Genomic DNA, 17,342 nt, shown 5'->3' on the forward strand with positions numbered 1-17,342 from the left:
TTTGATGGTGGTTAAATTAACGGATGTAGCAAAGCTTGCTGGGGTGAGCCCGACAACGGTAAGCCGCGTGATTAATAATTATGGTTATCTTAGTCAAAAAACAATTGATAAAGTTCATCAAGCGATGGGAGAATTAAATTATCAACCTAATGGATTAGCCAGAAGCCTCCAAGGAAAAAGTACGCAGCTGATTGGTTTAGTCTTCCCTTCTGTTAGTCATCCATTTTTTGGTGAATTAATTGAAACACTGGAAAGAAAGCTCTTTGTTCAAGGATATAAAGTGATTTTATGTGATAGTGAAAAAGATCCAGAAAAAGAGCGCGCCTATTTACGAATGCTCGCTGCAAATAAAGTGGACGGTGTAATCACTGGTAGCCATAACTTAGCTATTAACGAATATGAAAATGTTTCACTACCTATTGTTTCCTTTGACCGTTTCTTGGCACCTGGCATTCCAATTGTCTCTTCGCAAAACTTTCAAGGTGGCCAAAAAGCCACTGAAGCCTTATTTGCAAGTGGTGCACAAAAGATTGCAATTATTACTGGTGCTAATAACACAGGCGCACCTAGCGATTATCGATTGGCTGGTTATAAACAAACAATGGAAAAATATGGCGCAGAAAAAACGATTCTACAAATTGATAATGGGACCTCAACAACATTAAAAAATCTAGAAATCGAACGTTTGCTTCAAAATAAAACTGTGGACGGCATCTTTTGTACCGATGATTTGACAGCAATTACAGTTATGAATATTGCTCAAAAATTGAAGATATCCATTCCTGAAGAATTAAAAGTAATTGGTTATGATGGGACAAAATTAATCAAAAGAATTGCCCCACAACTATCAACCATTGTGCAGCCAATCGACGAGATGTGTGACGTTATGATTGACTTACTGCTTCGTAGAATGAAGGATCCTGATGTTGCGCTCGAGGAAAATTATCCTATTCCAATTCAGCTATCATTGTCTGAATCCTGTTAAAAAAGACACCTGAAAAGGTGTCTTTTTTTATTCTTAATTCCTCATTTGCCCATTTTCCCTTAATTCCAAAGCACAGAGATTAAATAATACAACAACATGATCCCTACAAATACACCGAGCATTAGTAAAACATACCACCAATTTTTGGCGCTATAGGTTTCATTTTTATCTTTTTCGGTTCGTTTCCCGGCAGCCCATTTCCATAAATCGTAATTATTCATCTCTCTCACCACCTTTAATGGGTTTATTAACTTAAGCCTAACACGGAACGACAAAACTTGAAAACAAAAGGATCACCCGCTTATGCCAACGGATGATCCTTTTTGGTCATTATTCTTCTGGTAAACCGTTATTTTTAATCACTGATTGGTACCAATAAAAACTATCTTTTTTAATGCGTCGTAAATCTTTTAACTCATGGTCTTCACGATTGACGTAAATAAAACCGTAGCGTTTTTTGAATCCTTGATGAGAACTTAAAATATCCATGACCGACCAAGGGCAATAGCCAAACAACTCAACACCGTCAGAAATAGCCGCATGACAAGCAGCAATATGGTCATGCAAATACGCAATTCGATAGTCATCATGAACTTTTCCGTCCTCTGTTAGGCGATCTGGTGTGCCTAAGCCGTTTTCTGTAATGATTAACGGTAAACGGTATTGACGATAATAATCATTTAAAACTAAACGTAGACCAGTTGGATCAATTTGGGCACCATACTTAGAGGTTTTTAAATGTTGATTTTTTTCGATTTTGAAATAACCGTATAGATCAAAATCAATGTCCTTTTCTTTCGTACCCAATGGGTGTTGCTCATCTGTCGGTAAATAGCTAGCAACTAACGTCCGATAATAATTAAGGGCGATAAAATCTGGTTTAGCGGCTTTCAGAATTGCTTGATCTTCTGGCTGTGTTTCGGGATAAATGCCGCATTTGGTTAAATACTCTTGATAGTAACCAGGGTATTCGCCAAGACAATACATTTCTAGAGCATAATTTGTTTTAAAGTTATCATTCATACGAGCTGCCCAAACATCCTCAGGTTTATTGGAACTAGGATAAGTCATCGTTGAGGAAACAGAGGGACCGACTTTTCCCCCAGCGACCAATTGGTGACAATCATTCGTCGCTAACGCATGGGCAACAAACATATGGTAATCCATTTGTGCACGAATTTTTTCAACATTTTCTGGTGCAACATCGTACATATTCATTCGTTCATCAACACGAATCATTAAGTTTTGTTCGTTCGTAACTTGCCAATTTTTGACTCGATCACCAAATGCTTGATAACAGACTTGCGCATAGCGTTGAAATGCGGAAACGCAGCGACGATCCGCCCAACCATTGTATTTTTCCACCAACGCAAAAGGTAAATCAAAATGATAAAGTGTGACAAACGGCAAAATATCGTTTTCTAAAAGTGTATCAATGACAGCATTATAAAAATCGATGCCGGCTTGATTGATTTCGCCATCACCTGTTGGAATGATTCGTGCCCATGAAAGAGAAAAACGATAGGTTTTTAAGCCTAATTCTTTCATTAACGCAATGTCCTCTTTGAAACGATGGTAAAAATCGCTGGCGACTTTCGTATCTGCTTGTACAGCTGACTTTTTAAAAGAATTGTAATCAGCGACTGTTAGGCCTTTGCCGTCCTCATTCCAAGCGCCCTCAATTTGAAAAGCGGAGGAAGAAGCGCCCCATAAAAAATCGTTCTTAAATTGTTTAACCATTAGTTTTGCTCCTTTACTTGCATGAAAAATAAATTTGTTTGTGGTGTAATCTCTGTTTGTTTGGTTGTCTCAATTACAGCCATTTCCGCAGTATTTGTTACGATGACTAAGACGGTTGGATCATAACCAGTAGCTTGGATGATTTGTTTATCAAAAGAGAGCAGTTTTTGTCCTAGTCTGACCCTTTCTCCTACTTTTACGAACGTTTCAAATCCCCGCCCTTTTAATTCGACTGTATTGATTCCAATGTGAAGGAGGATTTCAGCACCATTGTCTAACTTTAAGCCAATTGCATGATGAGTTGGATATAAAGCCGTCACTTGCCCATTTCCTGGTGAAACAATTTGTTCCTCTGTCGGATAAATAGCTAGCGTTTTTCCCATTTGTTGAGAAGCAAAGACTTCATCGTTGATTTGGTCTAAAGATACGAGTTGTCCTTGAACAGGTGCTTGAATCCGTTGTTTTTCTTTGACTGTCCCTGCCTCTGTCTTTAAGCCGGGTTCTTGACGTGACTCGTCAAGCGGTAAATCATTAAAGCCTAGAAAAATCGTTAATAGAAATGCACCAAAAAAAGCAATGCCACAACCTAATAAATAACAAATAAAGGCTTTGGTTCCTGCTTCTGCGTAAACTGGGATGGTCAAGAGTCCTTGGTTAGCGAAGGCTGTCCCGTAGGAACCGCCCCAGCCCATTAAGGCCCCGCCTGCTGCTCCGCTAGCCACCGCATAAATCATCGGTTTTTTTAGCCGCAAGTTTGCACCATAAATGGCTGGTTCTGTGATACCAAATAATGCAGTCACTGTTGCAGAGGCAGCAACAGCTTTCAAGTCTTTATTTTTTGTGCGGACAAACACGCCAAATGCGGCGCCCGCTTGAGAAAAGTTTGCTGCACCAGCAAACGCTAGCAAATTTTGCCGTCCTGTTCGAGCGACATCATTAATCCCAATTGGCACAAGCCCACGGTGAGCCCCAAAAATGACTAAGACACACCAAATTCCCCCGATAAAACCGCCTAACAAGATGGGACTCAAATTCATTATATAATAATACAACCAATTCACGCCGTCACCTAAATAAATCCCTATCGGTCCAAATAATAATAAAGTGGCTGGAATCATTAAAAGTAATGACAGCGTAGGAACCATAATAATTTTTAGAACTTCTGGAATGACTTTTTCCAAAAAGCGTTGCACATAAGCTAAAATAAAAATTGCAAGAATAATAGGAATTACTGTGGAAACATAATTGGCTTTGGTCACATGTAATCCAAACAAGGTAACCGCTGATTCTTCAGTCATTAATGAAACGATGGTTGGATAACATAAGGTGGCACCAATTACCATGGCGATATATTCGTTTGTTTTGAAAACCTTAGCAGCTGAATAACCTAAAATAACTGGCATAAAATAAAAAAGTGCATCGGAAGCGGCGCTTAAAATAATATACGTATTCAAAGGTTTTAAATCGACCTGGTAAAAATTGTTTGCGACCATCACAGCAATAGCTAAAATTCCTTTTAACATGCCTGAAGCGGCAATTGCTGGTACGACAGGCGTGAAAATCGCGGCAACAGTATTTAAAATTCGATTACCTAATGAATTTTTTTCTTCTGTAGATGTTTTGGTCGTAAGTTGCTGAGCCAACAAAGGTTCTAGAGCATTATAAACATGCGCGACTTTATTGCCTAAAACCACTTGATACTGCCCGCCACTTTCAACAACAGAAATGACACCTTCTGTTTGTAGTAAGGCTTCTTTGTTCGCTTGTTTCGTATCTTTCAATACGAAACGCAATCGTGTATAACAATGTGTGACATCCACGATATTGTCTTTGCCACCTACGTCTTTCAAAATTTCTTTTGCTATTGCTTGGTAGTCCATGATGACCACTCCTTATCTATAAAATAACAGCTCAATAAAAAAGACCAAATCACACATGCACGTTTCAGCAAACACACTCAATATTTGCTCGTCGTGAATGTCCCTTTGATCTGATCTACGTAATAACTATGTTTCTCACGATAGAATAGCTGATTGAATTTATTTTTAATTTACCATTATTTAGAGGGATTATCAATGAATTAGGTGTACGAACCTAAGATAAGCAGATGAAGATGAAATTGTCGTGCACTACACTCTATTTTAATCTTTTTCCACATAGCAAATACCATAGCAAACTGATTTTTTATGACCAGTTACTATGGTATGTTATTGTGTAATTATAAAACAGAGCTATCTATCTGCATGTTTAATTTAGCTAATAGTTTGTCTGTTCTATAATAATTTACTTGAAAATGGGTAAACCGACCTTTGTCAATAGAATATAGGTTATAGCCATAATTTTCTTCAAACCTTACAATCCCCTGACCTTCATCTTCGCCAACAAAAGACATGCCAGCTACCGTATAATAGGGAATCCCGTTTATGTGGTGTAAATACGGATGATGTGTATGGCCAGTTAATACACCTAAAATATCAGAACCTTTTAATAATTGAATGGTTTCCTCTGCTTCTGGCAATGTCGGCATACTACTTTGTTCCCTTAACAAATGATGATGCATGACTAACAGGATAGGCTTATCTGACAATTTTTTTAAAGTTGTTTGTAACCAATCTTTTTGTTCCTTATTCATATGGCCATCAGGATTGTCATGTTCTGAATTATCTAGACTAATAATGTGAAATTCTGGATAAGTTTGTACAACGTTATACGGTCGTTCAGTTCCTATTTGATTAAGCCAACCAATTCGAAAGTTTTTCTTTATATCATGATTTCCTAATGTCACAATCATCGGAATTCCCTGTAAGATAGTTTGTAACTTTTGTTTTAAAAAAGCGTAGTCTTCTGGCTCACCGTCTTCTGTGAGATCACCACTGATAATTACTAAATCAATTTTTTTTATTTTTAATAGACTGGTTAAAGAGGACTCTAAGCGAATCAACGGATTTTCCATTTTGGTTAACATTCCTTTATAACCATCTTTTGCTTTTTCATAATTTCTACGAAAATGAATATCTGATAAATGTAAAATATCCATACTATCTCAATTTCTTTCTAATTAATTCTGTTACTTGATCTAAAACAAAAATTGTCAATACAACACCTATTAATAGAATACTCACTTTACTCCAATTTCTTGTTTGGATCGCAAAAATTAATGGTGCTCCAATGCCCCCAGCACCTACTAAGCCTAAAGTAGCTGCACTTCGAATAGCAATTTCAACATGATTTAATATCAGAGAGCTATAAATAGGTAGTAAAGAAGGGATTCGCACATAAAATAACTTTTGCCAAAAATTTGCCCCCACAGCATCCATACTTTCGATCAATTTTTCATCCATACTTTCTAATTCTTCTGTGAACAACTTACTCAACATCCCAATTTGGTGAACACCAATTGCCATTACTCCAGCAAATGGGCCGGGCCCCAAGACTTTTACAAAAATAATTGCTAAAATTAATTCTGGAAAAGCGCGTAAAATATGGCTACCAAGCTTGCCAATCTTTGTTAAAAAAGGTGCAGATGGCCACAAATTAACGGCACTAAATAAAGTTACTGGTATTGCTAATACAGTTGCAAAAGAAGTACCCAAACAAGCAATTGCAACCGTTAAAATAAGTAAACTTACTAAATCTTCCCCACTCCCATCGTAGACAAAGGACCAATCTGGATGCCCCAATCCAATAAATACATCTATCGCCATTTTTAAAGAAAATGTTTGAAGTCCTGTATAATCGATTCGTGTAAGTGTAATGAAAAATAGTAAAATTAGTACTACTGTTGATACTATTTTCTTTTTACTTATTTCTGTTATGATCATAATAACGTTCTCCTAACATATGCACTCAACCAATCAACAACTATTTCCATTACCAAAATGACTAGAATGATGATACCCACGCGATCATATTTAGCTAAAGAAAGGGAGGTGTTTAAAATAATCCCAATGCCTCCAGCACCTACATAACCCAATACTGTGGATGCACGAACATTTACTTCAAAGGCGTAAAAAGCATACCCAAAAAATTGACTGGCTACTTGCGGGAAAATAGACCATACAGCAATTTGTAATTGAGTGGCTCCTGTTGCTTCGGTAGCTTCAATTGGCCCTAAATCAATTGTTTCAATTGCCTGAAACATTAATTGTGATAACATACCAAAAGTAAAGATGGTAATTGTCAGGACACCTGTTGCTTCACCAATACCAAAAATCGCCACCATTAATGCCGCAAGTAAAAGTGTCGGAATTGTCCGAATCAAACTTAGAAAAAATCTTAATATTAACAACCCTATTCTGTTTTTTGTGACAACATTTGAGGCTAAAAAGCTAAAAGGAACTGCTAAAAGGAATCCTAGTATCGTGCCTAAAAAAGAGATTTCCAATGTCTTGATTAAAGGTGTAATAATTTTGGGTAAAAATGAAAAGTCTGGTGGGAAAAATTGCTGCAAAAAGCGACCAATTTGGCTGAAATTAGTAAGAATTTCAGTAAAATCCGCACCAGTAACAGCAATACTACTTTCTATACAAATAAATATAATAAACAATATAAATAGTTTTTTATACCATAGAAAATGGATAGTATCTTTTATCTTCATACGTTGTTCTCCGCCATTTCTACTTCTTCAAAGATTGCCATTCCGTAAATTTCTTCTAAACGAGTATCAGTCAATTGTTCTGGAATCCCATCAAAAACAACTTCACCACTTTTTAAAGCAATAATTCTTGTGGCATACTCCCGTGCTAAAGAAACAGAATGTAAATTTATAACGATAGTTTTCCCTAGTGTCTGATTAATCGTTTGTAAATCGTTCATCACTTTTTTTGTCATAATAGGGTCCAATGAAGCTACGGGTTCATCTGCCAAGATGATCGGCGCCTGTTGAACCAACGCACGTGCAATAGAGACACGTTGTTGTTGTCCGCCACTTAATTCATCACTACGTGTATGCAGTTTATCCACAAGTCCGACAGCATTTAAAGCTGCCGTTGTTTTTTGATAGTCATCCTTAGTAAATAAGCCAAAGATACTTTTCCAAGTAGAGTAATAGCCCAAACGCCCAGAGAGAACATTTTTTTGTACAGAGCTGCGTTTTACCAAATTAAAATTTTGTGAAATAAGACCAATTTGTCGGCGAATCAAGCGCAGCTTTTTTTTCTTAGCCTGAGTAATTGACTGATTGTTTATATGAATTTCACCTTCCGTTATTTCCACTAGTCGATTAATCGACTTCAAAAAGGTGCTTTTCCCAGCACCACTCAAACCAATAATGGCAACAATTTCGCCTTCCTTAATTGTCAAGTTAATATTTTGTAATCCTTGTACCCCGTTTGGATAGGTTTTAGATACATTAGTAAAAACAATCATTTTGATACTCCTTTAATTGATTAGATTAGTCTTAGTGATTATTCTGCTGCTTTTTCTGTATATGCACGGATTGTATTATATGCATCATCTGCTGCTTCTTCATAACCTAAATGCCCCCATAAATTCATAGCTTCTTTTCCTTCAGGGTCATTTTTCATCTCTAAAAATGTTTCTTTGATCTTTTCTTTTAGATCAGTTGACATTTTTGGATTGACTGCAATTGCATCGTTAGGGATATCACCTTTTGTTAAATAAAGGACACGTAATTCTTTGGTTAAATCTTTATCTGGAAAGGCTGCATTAAAAACATTTCGCGCTCCTTCAAAAACAAAGGCTGCATCCATTTGGCCGTTTAAAACGGCAGTAATTTCGCTGGGAATATCATTTACCGTAGTTAAAGTAGCTTCTTGTACGGGATCAATTCCTAAATCTTTTAACTCAGCGACAGGATAAATATAGCCGCTTGCAGAATTAGGATTCAATGTTGCGATTTTTTTATTTTTTAAATCTTTTAATTCTTTTAAATTACTATCATTACGGACTAAAACTTCACCTTTAAAGGTTGTCGCTAAAACATTGTCTAAAGGCTTCCCTGTTTTTTGATCATAATCTTTCAACTGTGAAGTTAAAATCGCTTGCGCCGCGTGCATATCTTTTGCACGTACGTAGGCTGCAGGTGGCATGATTCCTAAATCTACTTTTCCAGAATCCATTGCTTCAGAAATCGTCGAGTAATCTGTTGCTAAGGTTACTTCCACTTCACGATCTAATTTTTTTGACAAATATTCTGCAAAAGGTTTTGTCTTCGCTTCCATACTGCCATCATTATTCGTAGGCACAAATTGAACAACTAATTTATCTGATGTTACTTCTTTTTTCTTTGCTTGACTCATGCCACAACCGCTTAACCCTAGAATAAGTAAACTTCCCAAAACAATTGATGTCACTTTTTTTAAACGCATTTTTTCTCCTCCTAAAAATAAATGTTTCGTTTACAAAGGAAATCATAGCAAACTTTTAAAGTATTAAATAGAGACACAAGTCCTTATTTACACTTTATTTACATACAATTAACAAAAATAACAAAAAAATATTCGTTTTTTATCTGGAAATATTTTATAATGAAGCTAACAATAAATAAAGGTGCTGACAGTTTTTATGAAATATTTGAAAAATAGACAGAAATTACAAGAATATATTGATTTATATCAATTGCAGAGTTACATGGATACACCATTAGCAGAAATTGGCCAATTAGTAACATTTGAAAAATCCGAACATTTAATTGAACTCGATCAATCCTCTAACCATTTATACTTTCTTTTGGAAGGAAATGTTATGATTTATACGCCTACATTAGAAGACCAGAAAGTTTGCATCAGCTATACTCACCCAATTGCGCTCTTAGGCGAAGCCTCTTCTTTATGGAAAAAATCACCAAAAAGTAATGTTTTGGCTAATACTGCGTGTCTTTGTTTATGTATTCCGTTAAATGAACACCGCACAGTGTTACAGAATGATTTACTTTTTTTACAAACCATTTGTCTTACCTTAAGTGAGCGACTTAACTCTGGTGCACTTCTGGCTTCCTCTTTGATAGAGCCTGTTGATGTTCGCTTAGCAAAATATATTTTAGCGCATCAAAAGAATAGTTATTTCAATTGTAAACTAACCACTTGTGCAACTACATTAAACGTTAGTTATCGTCATTTAACACGCCTCATTACACAATTTAAAAAAGAGGGCATCATTCAAAAAGAGCAACAAGAGTACCTCATCCTTAATCCAGAAAAATTGACAGATATAGCAAAAATGAAACGATAAAAAAAAACTAAGAAATTAGATTTTTATCTAATTTCTTAGTTTTTTATTAGTTAATCATTCTTTGACTAGCGTACAGCTGTTTAAAAGATATTTTTTACAAGACTGGTGACAACAAGCGTGAAAAGTTTTGCTTGAAGCGTAGCCAGTACCCTTGTTTTTTAATTATCTCGTCGGTTAGTAAGACACTTTTTTCTATATCTTCTTCAAAGACTTGCGCTAACATCCACGCAATGTCAGGATTGTAAATAAACGTACTTACCTCAAAATTCAATGAATAACTGCGAATATCTTGGTTTGTTGTCCCAACCATAGCTAATTCATCATCAATCACCATTGTTTTTGCATGAATAAACCCACTATCATAAATATAAATTTTAATGCCGCGTTTGTGTAAGTAATTCGCGTAATATTGTGTTGCGCGGTAAATAAAGGGATGGTCAGGCATACAAGGAATCATAATTCGCACGTCGACACCTGAACGAACCGCCACTAACAACGCATTAATCATACTATCGTCAGGGATTAAATACGGTGTTTGAATCCAGACACTCTTTTCTGCAGAAAAAATCATCCGAACAAACCCGCTTTTCAAAATTTCTTCTTCTGAATCAGGACCATCTGAAACAACTTGTAAGGACAAATGCTCCACTTCATGATCTTCTGGTAATTTAAAATATTTTTCATGATACGTCATACGTTCTTCAGGATATTTGACTGAAGCATTCCAATCCATGATAAATATCTCTTGCAATGAAAATACGGCCGTCCCGACCAAACGAATATGGGTATCTCGCCAGTAACCAAATTTTTCGGTGACATTCAAATATTGATCCCCAACATTGAACCCGCCGGTCCAGCCAATTTTCCCATCGATGACAACAATTTTCCGATGCAAGTGATAATTTAGACGTGTTTTACGGATCATATCGCGAGAAGTAATAAAGGGAGCTACTTTTCCTCCAGCGTCAACGTAACGAGCAAAAAACTTTTTATTTGCGCCGGGTGAACCCCAAGGATCGTAAATTAAGTAAACTTCCACGCCTTCATGCAACTTTTCGATTAATACATCTAAAAATTGATTGCCAATCGTGTCATTAAAAAACGCATAATATTCCACATGAACGGTTTCTTTCGCTGCACGAATATCTTCAAATAATGCTTGGAATTTTTCTTGGCCATCTGTGAATAATTGCAAACTATTTCTTTTGGCCAACGGTGATGCGTCCATATTCCGGAAATAACGATTTAAAACTTTCGCATCATAAAGTAAATCATAACGTTTATCGCGCCCTGCTTTTTTGTTATCGATGTCCACTTTTTCTTTAATTCGTTGAACCATTTGTTTTTCATCATCAGACAATTTAAAAACTTCTTGTCCATCGATACCTCGCCCACAGAATAAGTAAATAATAAAGCCGATACCAGGCAAGAAAATCAACGTCATCATCCATGCTAAAACGCTGGAAATACTACGAGGTTTTCTAAAAACAGTAATTAAGGCAGCAATAACGTTAATTACTAATAAAAATAACAAAATCCAAACAAAAATTTTCATCGCTTACCTCCTTTTTACTTCATACTAAGATTATATCAAATAACAGTTAAATTAGGCGAATAATATGAGCGAGTATTCAAAAAAGAATTCATTTCTATAAGTGTTTCGCCTTTGATTCTCAGTTTTTCTGTACTATAATGAGGGCTGGATGTAAAGATTTTGAAAAGAGGTACTTATTTTATGGTCGTTGATTTGAAAATGTTAGCTATGATTTTTATCATTAATTTTGCGTATATTACCTTAAATACTATTCGTTTTATGTTAACGATGAAAGGTTATCGGGTTATTGCACCGCTGGTTAGTATGGCTGAAATAACAATTTATGTCTTAGGGCTAAGTATGGTTCTGAATCGGTTAGACAATCCTTTAAATTTACTTGTTTATGCGCTTGGTTACGCTGTTGGCATTAGTGTAGGAATTAAAATCGAAGACTATTTGGCCTTGGGTTATATTATGGTATCAGTTATCCTCCCTTCTACTACTGAACAATTTCATTTACCAGAAACACTTCGTGAACACGGCTATGGTGTTACGCAAAGTGTCGCCTACGGACGCGAAGGAGAACGAATGGTTTTAGAAATTCTTTCCCCAAGAAAAAACGAACGTACATTGTACAAATTAATCAATCAATTAGAGCCGAGAGCATTTATCATTTCCTATGAGCCTAAGTTCATTTCCGGTGGTTTTTGGACGAAAAAAGTTCGCAAAAGAAATGACGCCATTTCTCACTAAGAAGCGGCGTCATTTCTTGTTATTGATTTTTAGTTTACATAATAAAATTATCGTAACTTTAATTTATTCTAAGATAACTTAGAGAGTTCGTACCTAGTTGCTCAATCAATTGTTGCATAAAAACTAAGCGTTCGATGGCCGATCGGTTAGCAATTTTTTCATAATAAAATGCTAGAATATTCGACTGTGCTTCTAAAGGCTCGGCTTGTTCCGTTGCTACTGGTAAAAGGAGTTTTAAGTGGTCCTGGTCAATCGTAATCACTTGGGTCAAGTGCAAACTTTCTTGAAAAATATTAGGCACAGTACTGACTTTGCGGCCTCGCAGAGCTTGTTTAATGACTCTTCTCGCTTGCGAAAGATAGTATTCAGGATTTACGTCCCCTAGCAAGTCATATAAAGCGCTGAAGGCTTCTGGCAAGGATTGCTCTTTGCCCAAGTAATCAAAATAACGAGGCATTGTTGGAACCTCTGTCTTTTCTTTTTCAAGCGTAATTATAGATAGTTGTGCCGAGGCCAATCTTTGTTTTTGATAAAATGTGAGGCCACCGCTCACGCCAAAAAAATAGTCTTCCTCTTCTGGAAACACTTGTGGCCAAAAAGATTCAGCTAGCCAAAATAATTGCTCTGTTACAGTTCCTTTAAACTTAGGAAGTTCGTCTTCAGCCAAGGGCAAACTCGCAACTTCAGCTGCCGTATAGATAGGAAAATTCAAACGATATTGACGATTTTCCCGAATGATTAACTGACAATCAATCATTTCTGATAAAAATTGTTCTAACTTGGCTTCTGTTGCAAAGGCCGCTTTTAATTGTCTTAAAATGATTCTTTCTTCCCGATGTTCATACATAAAAGTAACAAGAGGGAAAAAAAGTGATTGGTTGAGCAAATGATTGTATTGTTTCGTTTGTTGCGGAGAATGATAGTAAATTGCTAAATCATTCATGTTAACGCCCCTTTACTATTGAAGCGCCTAAGCAACAAGGAATTTATCGCGTTGCTTAGGCGCTTACGGTTTTAGTTAAAGACTTCTGTTAATTGTGGTACTACTTGTTTTTTACGAGAAACAACGCCTGGTAAGAACGCACGATTGTTAACTAATGTTACATTAAACGCTGCTTCAATTTTGGCTTGTTCCGCACCAATCGCTAATAATTCAGAATCACTGTCTAGGATATTCGTAATAATTAAGACAAACAAGTCATAATTATTGGCTGCATTTTCTGCGGCCATAGCTGCTTCTAATTCAGCTTGACGATCTAAAAATTCTGCTAAGTCGACGGTATTTACTTGTGCAACGCGAACTGTTTTGCCGTTCATTGGGAAGCTCTTAGCATCTAAATCTAAAAGAACTTCAGCTGATTTATCGCTTAAATTTGTTCCTGCTTTTAATAAGTCAAGACCATAGCCTTCTAAATTAATTTCAGCAATATCAGCTAGGGCGTGCGCTGCATCGATGTCTTCTTGTGTGCAAGTTGGTGATTTAAATAATAATGTATCAGAAATAATCGCTGAGACCATCATACCAGCAATTTGAGCTGGAATTGTCACGTTATTTTCTTTAAACATTTTATAGATGATTGTACTGGTACACCCTACTGGTTCTGCACGATAATACAATGGATCTGCTGTTTCGAAGTTGGCAATCCGGTGATGATCCACTACTGCTAAAATGTTTACTTCAGCGATATCTGAAATGCTTTGTTGGAATTCGTTATGATCCACTAACATGACTTGGTTTGTTTCGCTAGCTGCTTCAGTGACAACACGTGGTGCTTCAATATTGAAGTAATCTAAGGCATATTGTGTTTCTTCACTTGGTGTTCCTAAAGCGACAGCTTCTGTCTCTTTTCCTAATTCTTTTTGTAAGTAAGCAAAACTAATTGCTGCTCCGATAGCATCTGTATCAGGATTTTGGTGTCCAAAAACTAAAATTTTTGACATAATACACACTCCTTGGTTTTGATTCACTCTTAATGATAACAAAAAATAGAAAAGAAACAACAAAAAAATTGTCTTCTTTTCTATTTTTTCGTTTGTTAACGTGCTAGATAACCTTGATAGTCCTCGACATGTAGTAGTTTTTTCGCATTTTCAACACGATCATTTTTAGGAGGCTCAATTCCTTCTAATGGATAAGGAATACCTAGTTCTTCCCATTTGTACTTGCCCATCGTATGATAAGGAAGCACTTCAACTTTATCTACATTGTTTAATGTTTTTATGAAGGCATCCAGACGGATTAAATATTCGTCGTAATCACTACGTTGAGGCACCAATACGTGGCGAATCCAAACAGGTTTGTCAATTTCAGATAAATAGGTAGCCATTTCCAAAATATTATCATTTGATTGCGTTGTTAACAGTTTATGCTGCTCGTTATCAATATGTTTGATGTCGAATAAGAGTAAATCTGTGTACTTCATCAATTCATCAAATTGACTAATGAAGGGTTCTTCCCGAGTAAAAGGTTTGCCACACGTATCTAAGGTTGTATGAATGCCTTGTGCTTTGGCTTTTTTAAATAAATCGATTAAAAAGTCCATTTGCAATAGCGGCTCACCACCACTGACAGTGATACCACCCTTTTCGCCCCAATAAGAGCGAAAACGTAATGCTTCCTCTAATACTTCGTCAGTCGTCACCACACGACCACCGGAACCAATTTTCCAAGTATCTGGATTATGACAGAATTGACATCTCATGCGACACCCTTGTGTAAATACGATAAAACGGACACCTGGACCATCAACGGTACCAAAATTTTCTGTTGAATGAATTCTACCTGTAACTGGTGTTGTCATAATGATCCCTCTTCTTTCAAACGAAAAGGATGACACGTTAAATGTCACCCTTTCAGTTAAATAATGTAAATGTTTTTTATAGTCTGTCGTGTGAAGTTCTTGAAATAACGTCTGCTTGTTGTTCAGGAGTTAAGTCACGGAATTTCACGGCATATCCAGATACACGGATAGTTAAGTTTGGATATTTTTCTGGATGTGCTTGTGCATCTAATAATAATTCGTTTGTAAATACGTTTACGTTTAAGTGGTAACCACCTTTATCGAAGTAGCCATCTAATACGTTACGTAAGTTGTTAATTCTTGTGTCGTCGTCTTTACCTAAACCATTAGGGTTGATGGTTTGTGTATTAGAAATACCATCTAAAGCGATTGTATATTCTAAACGAGCTGTTGAGTTTAATGAAGCTAATAAGCCATTTTTCTCACCTAAGAATTTACCGTCTTGATAACTTGGGTTCGCACCTGGTGCAAGAGGTTTGCCGGCACGACGTCCGTCAGGCGTGTTCCCTGTTGCTTTACCATAAACAACGTTTGAAGTGATTGTTAATAATGAAGTCGTTGGTTTAGAGTTACGGTATGTGTGTTGACGTTTAATTTGTGTCATAAAGTAATCTAAAATCCAGTTAGCCATTGCATCGGCTTCTTCGTTATCGTTTCCGTATGTTGGGAATTCTTTTGTTGGTACATAATCAATTGCCATACCATCTTCGTCACGGATTACTTCTACTTCACCGTGTTTAATTGCCATGATACTATCAGTCGCATGAGAGATTCCGGCAATACCAGTTGCGAATGTCCGTTGTAAATCAGTATCCATTAAAGCTAATTGTGGTGCTTCATATGCATATTTATCATGCATGTAATGAATAATGTTTAATGTGTTAACGTACAATTCAGCTAACCAGTCTAAGATGTCTTTATAGCGTTCCATGAATTCATGGTAATCTAATTTGTCACCAGTCATTGGACGATATTTTGGTGCTACTTGCATTTTAGTTTTTTCGTCGACCCCGCCGTTAATTGCATAAAGAACAGCTTTCGCTAAGTTCGCACGAGCGCCGAAGAATTGCATATCTTTACCCATAACTGTTGCAGAAACACAACATGCGATTGCGCAGTCGTCAGAACCCCAGTTTTCACGTAATAAGTCATCGTTTTCAAATTGGATAGATGAGCTTTCTTTCGCGATTTTAGCTGCATATGTTCTGAAGCCTTCTGGTAAGTGAGAAGAATATAATACAGTTAAGTTAGGTTCTGGAGATGGTCCCATGTTTGTTAATGTGTGTAAGATACGGAAGTCATTTTTGGTAACTAATGAACGACCGTCAATACCCATACCAGCAATAGATAATGTTGCCCAAATTGGATAACCAGAGAATAATTGGTTGTATTCTGGTGTCCGTGCAAATTTAACCATACGTAATTTCATGATTAAATGGTCAATCATTTCTTGTGCTTCAAATTCAGTGATTAAACCAGCTTCTAAGTCACGTTGGATATAGATATCTAAGAATGCTGAGATACGACCAATTGACATTGCCGCACCATTTTGAGATTTAATGGCACCTAGGTAACCAAAGTATAACCATTGGATTGCTTCTTGCGCATTTGCAGCAGGACGAGAAATATCGAAACCATAAGAAGCAGCCATTTGTTTTAAGTCATTTAACGCACGGTATTGTTCAGATATTTCTTCACGTAAGCGAATAACATCGTCTGTCATTTCTTTGTTACCAGTGTTATCATGATCTTTTTTCTTTTGTTCCATTAAGTAGTCGATACCATATAATGCGATACGACGATAGTCACCGATAATACGGCCACGGCCATAAGCATCTGGAAGACCAGTAATGATTTTGTTTTTACGTGCTAAACGCATTTCAGCTGTGTAGGCATCAAAAACACCTTGGTTATGTGTTTTTCTGTATTCTGTGAAGATTTTTGTCATTTCTTCGTCAGTTTCATAACCATTTGAAACTAAGGCATTGTTCGCCATTTTAATACCACCGAATGGCATAAATGCTTGTTTTAATGGTACATCTGTTTGTAAACCGACAATTTTTTCTTCTTCTTTGATTAAGTAACCAGGTTCATGTGACGTAATAGTTGCTGGGATATCGCTATCCATGTCATAAACGCCATTTTTTTCATGTTGGATTTCAAATAATTCTTGTAGTTTTGCCCATAATTTGTCAGTGCTCGGAGCGATTGGTTCTAAGAAACTGTCGTCGCCTTTGTACTCTGTGTAGTTGTTTTGAATAAAATCACGAGTGTCAACGCTTGTTCTCCATTTGTCGCCTTTAAAGCCTTCCCATTGTTTCATGAAGTGTTTGCCTCC

16 protein-coding genes are annotated in these 17,342 nt (G+C 36.6%); 3 read left to right on the forward strand and 13 right to left on the reverse strand.

What is annotated here, in order from left to right; translation table 11 throughout:
• Positions 1-4: 4 nt before the first annotated feature.
• Positions 5-985: a LacI family DNA-binding transcriptional regulator gene (locus tag PYW42_RS06845; protein ID WP_002409960.1), complete on the forward strand. Its 981-nt coding sequence runs from the start codon at positions 5-7 to the stop codon at positions 983-985.
• A gap of 59 nt (positions 986-1,044) precedes the next feature.
• On the opposite strand, the gene PYW42_RS06850 is transcribed toward PYW42_RS06845, so the two are convergent.
• The 8 genes from PYW42_RS06850 to PYW42_RS06885 all read right to left on the reverse strand — a co-directional run bounded on the left by PYW42_RS06850 (position 1,045) and on the right by PYW42_RS06885 (position 9,054).
• A complete protein-coding gene (locus PYW42_RS06850; RefSeq protein WP_002361843.1) occupies positions 1,045-1,206 on the reverse strand; it encodes a hypothetical protein in 162 nt (53 codons plus the stop codon).
• 109 nt (positions 1,207-1,315) lie between these two features.
• Positions 1,316-2,725 carry a glycoside hydrolase family 1 protein gene (locus PYW42_RS06855; protein ID WP_002389221.1) on the reverse strand — a complete coding sequence of 470 codons (1,410 nt, stop codon included), beginning with the start codon at positions 2,723-2,725 and terminating at the stop codon, positions 1,316-1,318.
• Complete coding sequence (locus tag PYW42_RS06860) at positions 2,725-4,605, reverse strand: beta-glucoside-specific PTS transporter subunit IIABC (protein ID WP_002389331.1); 1,881 nt, start codon at positions 4,603-4,605, stop codon at positions 2,725-2,727. The genes PYW42_RS06855 and PYW42_RS06860 overlap by 1 nt, the downstream gene beginning before the upstream one ends.
• A gap of 338 nt (positions 4,606-4,943) precedes the next feature.
• The gene (locus PYW42_RS06865; RefSeq protein ID WP_002389125.1) at positions 4,944-5,762 is read right to left on the reverse strand and encodes a metallophosphoesterase family protein; all 819 of its coding nucleotides are present in this window, start codon (positions 5,760-5,762) and stop codon (positions 4,944-4,946) included.
• 1 nt (position 5,763) lies between these two features.
• Positions 5,764-6,546 (reverse strand): PhnE/PtxC family ABC transporter permease, encoded by a 783-nt coding sequence (locus tag PYW42_RS06870; protein WP_002381897.1) that lies wholly within the window; start codon positions 6,544-6,546, stop codon positions 5,764-5,766.
• Complete coding sequence (gene phnE, locus PYW42_RS06875) at positions 6,543-7,322, reverse strand: phosphonate ABC transporter, permease protein PhnE (RefSeq protein WP_002360273.1); 780 nt, start codon at positions 7,320-7,322, stop codon at positions 6,543-6,545. The genes PYW42_RS06870 and phnE overlap by 4 nt, the downstream gene beginning before the upstream one ends.
• Complete coding sequence (phnC, locus tag PYW42_RS06880; RefSeq protein WP_002381895.1) at positions 7,319-8,092, reverse strand: phosphonate ABC transporter ATP-binding protein; 774 nt, start codon at positions 8,090-8,092, stop codon at positions 7,319-7,321. Before phnC ends, phnE begins: the two co-directional genes overlap by 4 nt.
• Before the next feature lie 38 nt (positions 8,093-8,130).
• Positions 8,131-9,054 carry a phosphate/phosphite/phosphonate ABC transporter substrate-binding protein gene (locus PYW42_RS06885; protein ID WP_002381894.1) on the reverse strand — a complete coding sequence of 308 codons (924 nt, stop codon included), beginning with the start codon at positions 9,052-9,054 and terminating at the stop codon, positions 8,131-8,133.
• Positions 9,055-9,250: 196 nt separating this feature from the next.
• Here PYW42_RS06885 and PYW42_RS06890 point away from each other — a divergent pair, with 196 nt between their 5' ends.
• Positions 9,251-9,916 (forward strand): cyclic nucleotide-binding domain-containing protein, encoded by a 666-nt coding sequence (locus tag PYW42_RS06890; RefSeq protein WP_002389190.1) that lies wholly within the window; start codon positions 9,251-9,253, stop codon positions 9,914-9,916.
• A gap of 94 nt (positions 9,917-10,010) precedes the next feature.
• Here PYW42_RS06890 and cls read toward each other — a convergent pair whose 3' ends face one another.
• The gene (gene cls, locus PYW42_RS06895; protein WP_002381891.1) at positions 10,011-11,471 is read right to left on the reverse strand and encodes a cardiolipin synthase; all 1,461 of its coding nucleotides are present in this window, start codon (positions 11,469-11,471) and stop codon (positions 10,011-10,013) included.
• Positions 11,472-11,651: 180 nt separating this feature from the next.
• Between cls and PYW42_RS06900 the strand changes: the two genes are divergently transcribed.
• Complete coding sequence (locus tag PYW42_RS06900; RefSeq protein ID WP_002361848.1) at positions 11,652-12,203, forward strand: DUF2179 domain-containing protein; 552 nt, start codon at positions 11,652-11,654, stop codon at positions 12,201-12,203.
• A gap of 58 nt (positions 12,204-12,261) precedes the next feature.
• Here PYW42_RS06900 and PYW42_RS06905 read toward each other — a convergent pair whose 3' ends face one another.
• The 4 genes from PYW42_RS06905 to pflB all read right to left on the reverse strand — a co-directional run bounded on the left by PYW42_RS06905 (position 12,262) and on the right by pflB (position 17,327).
• Positions 12,262-13,146: a DUF1803 domain-containing protein gene (locus PYW42_RS06905; RefSeq protein ID WP_002388980.1), complete on the reverse strand. Its 885-nt coding sequence runs from the start codon at positions 13,144-13,146 to the stop codon at positions 12,262-12,264.
• Positions 13,147-13,217: 71 nt separating this feature from the next.
• Positions 13,218-14,144 carry a manganese-dependent inorganic pyrophosphatase gene (locus PYW42_RS06910; protein ID WP_002389230.1) on the reverse strand — a complete coding sequence of 309 codons (927 nt, stop codon included), beginning with the start codon at positions 14,142-14,144 and terminating at the stop codon, positions 13,218-13,220.
• 95 nt (positions 14,145-14,239) lie between these two features.
• Complete coding sequence (gene pflA / locus PYW42_RS06915) at positions 14,240-15,004, reverse strand: pyruvate formate-lyase-activating protein (protein WP_002357530.1); 765 nt, start codon at positions 15,002-15,004, stop codon at positions 14,240-14,242.
• Positions 15,005-15,080: 76 nt separating this feature from the next.
• Complete coding sequence (pflB, locus tag PYW42_RS06920) at positions 15,081-17,327, reverse strand: formate C-acetyltransferase (RefSeq protein WP_002389267.1); 2,247 nt, start codon at positions 17,325-17,327, stop codon at positions 15,081-15,083.
• Between the last annotated feature and the right edge of the window lie 15 nt (positions 17,328-17,342).

Source organism: Enterococcus faecalis (assembly GCF_029024925.1).
Classification (GTDB): domain Bacteria; phylum Bacillota; class Bacilli; order Lactobacillales; family Enterococcaceae; genus Enterococcus; species Enterococcus faecalis.

Coding starts and splice junctions, on each gene's coding strand:
- PYW42_RS06900 (WP_002361848.1), top strand. CDS start 11,652: ATGGTCGTTGATTTGAAAATGTTAGCTATGATTTTTATCATTAATTTT.
- PYW42_RS06905 (WP_002388980.1), bottom strand. CDS start 13,146: ATGAATGATTTAGCAATTTACTATCATTCTCCGCAACAAACGAAACAA.
- pflB (WP_002389267.1), bottom strand. CDS start 17,327: ATGAAACAATGGGAAGGCTTTAAAGGCGACAAATGGAGAACAAGCGTT.
- phnC (WP_002381895.1), bottom strand. CDS start 8,092: ATGATTGTTTTTACTAATGTATCTAAAACCTATCCAAACGGGGTACAA.
- phnE (WP_002360273.1), bottom strand. CDS start 7,322: ATGAAGATAAAAGATACTATCCATTTTCTATGGTATAAAAAACTATTT.
- PYW42_RS06850 (WP_002361843.1), bottom strand. CDS start 1,206: ATGAATAATTACGATTTATGGAAATGGGCTGCCGGGAAACGAACCGAA.
- PYW42_RS06910 (WP_002389230.1), bottom strand. CDS start 14,144: ATGTCAAAAATTTTAGTTTTTGGACACCAAAATCCTGATACAGATGCT.
- PYW42_RS06860 (WP_002389331.1), bottom strand. CDS start 4,605: ATGGACTACCAAGCAATAGCAAAAGAAATTTTGAAAGACGTAGGTGGC.
- PYW42_RS06865 (WP_002389125.1), bottom strand. CDS start 5,762: ATGGATATTTTACATTTATCAGATATTCATTTTCGTAGAAATTATGAA.
- PYW42_RS06890 (WP_002389190.1), top strand. CDS start 9,251: ATGAAATATTTGAAAAATAGACAGAAATTACAAGAATATATTGATTTA.
- PYW42_RS06855 (WP_002389221.1), bottom strand. CDS start 2,725: ATGGTTAAACAATTTAAGAACGATTTTTTATGGGGCGCTTCTTCCTCC.
- pflA (WP_002357530.1), bottom strand. CDS start 15,004: ATGACAACACCAGTTACAGGTAGAATTCATTCAACAGAAAATTTTGGT.
- PYW42_RS06885 (WP_002381894.1), bottom strand. CDS start 9,054: ATGCGTTTAAAAAAAGTGACATCAATTGTTTTGGGAAGTTTACTTATT.
- cls (WP_002381891.1), bottom strand. CDS start 11,471: ATGAAAATTTTTGTTTGGATTTTGTTATTTTTATTAGTAATTAACGTT.
- PYW42_RS06845 (WP_002409960.1), top strand. CDS start 5: ATGGTGGTTAAATTAACGGATGTAGCAAAGCTTGCTGGGGTGAGCCCG.
- PYW42_RS06870 (WP_002381897.1), bottom strand. CDS start 6,546: ATGATCATAACAGAAATAAGTAAAAAGAAAATAGTATCAACAGTAGTA.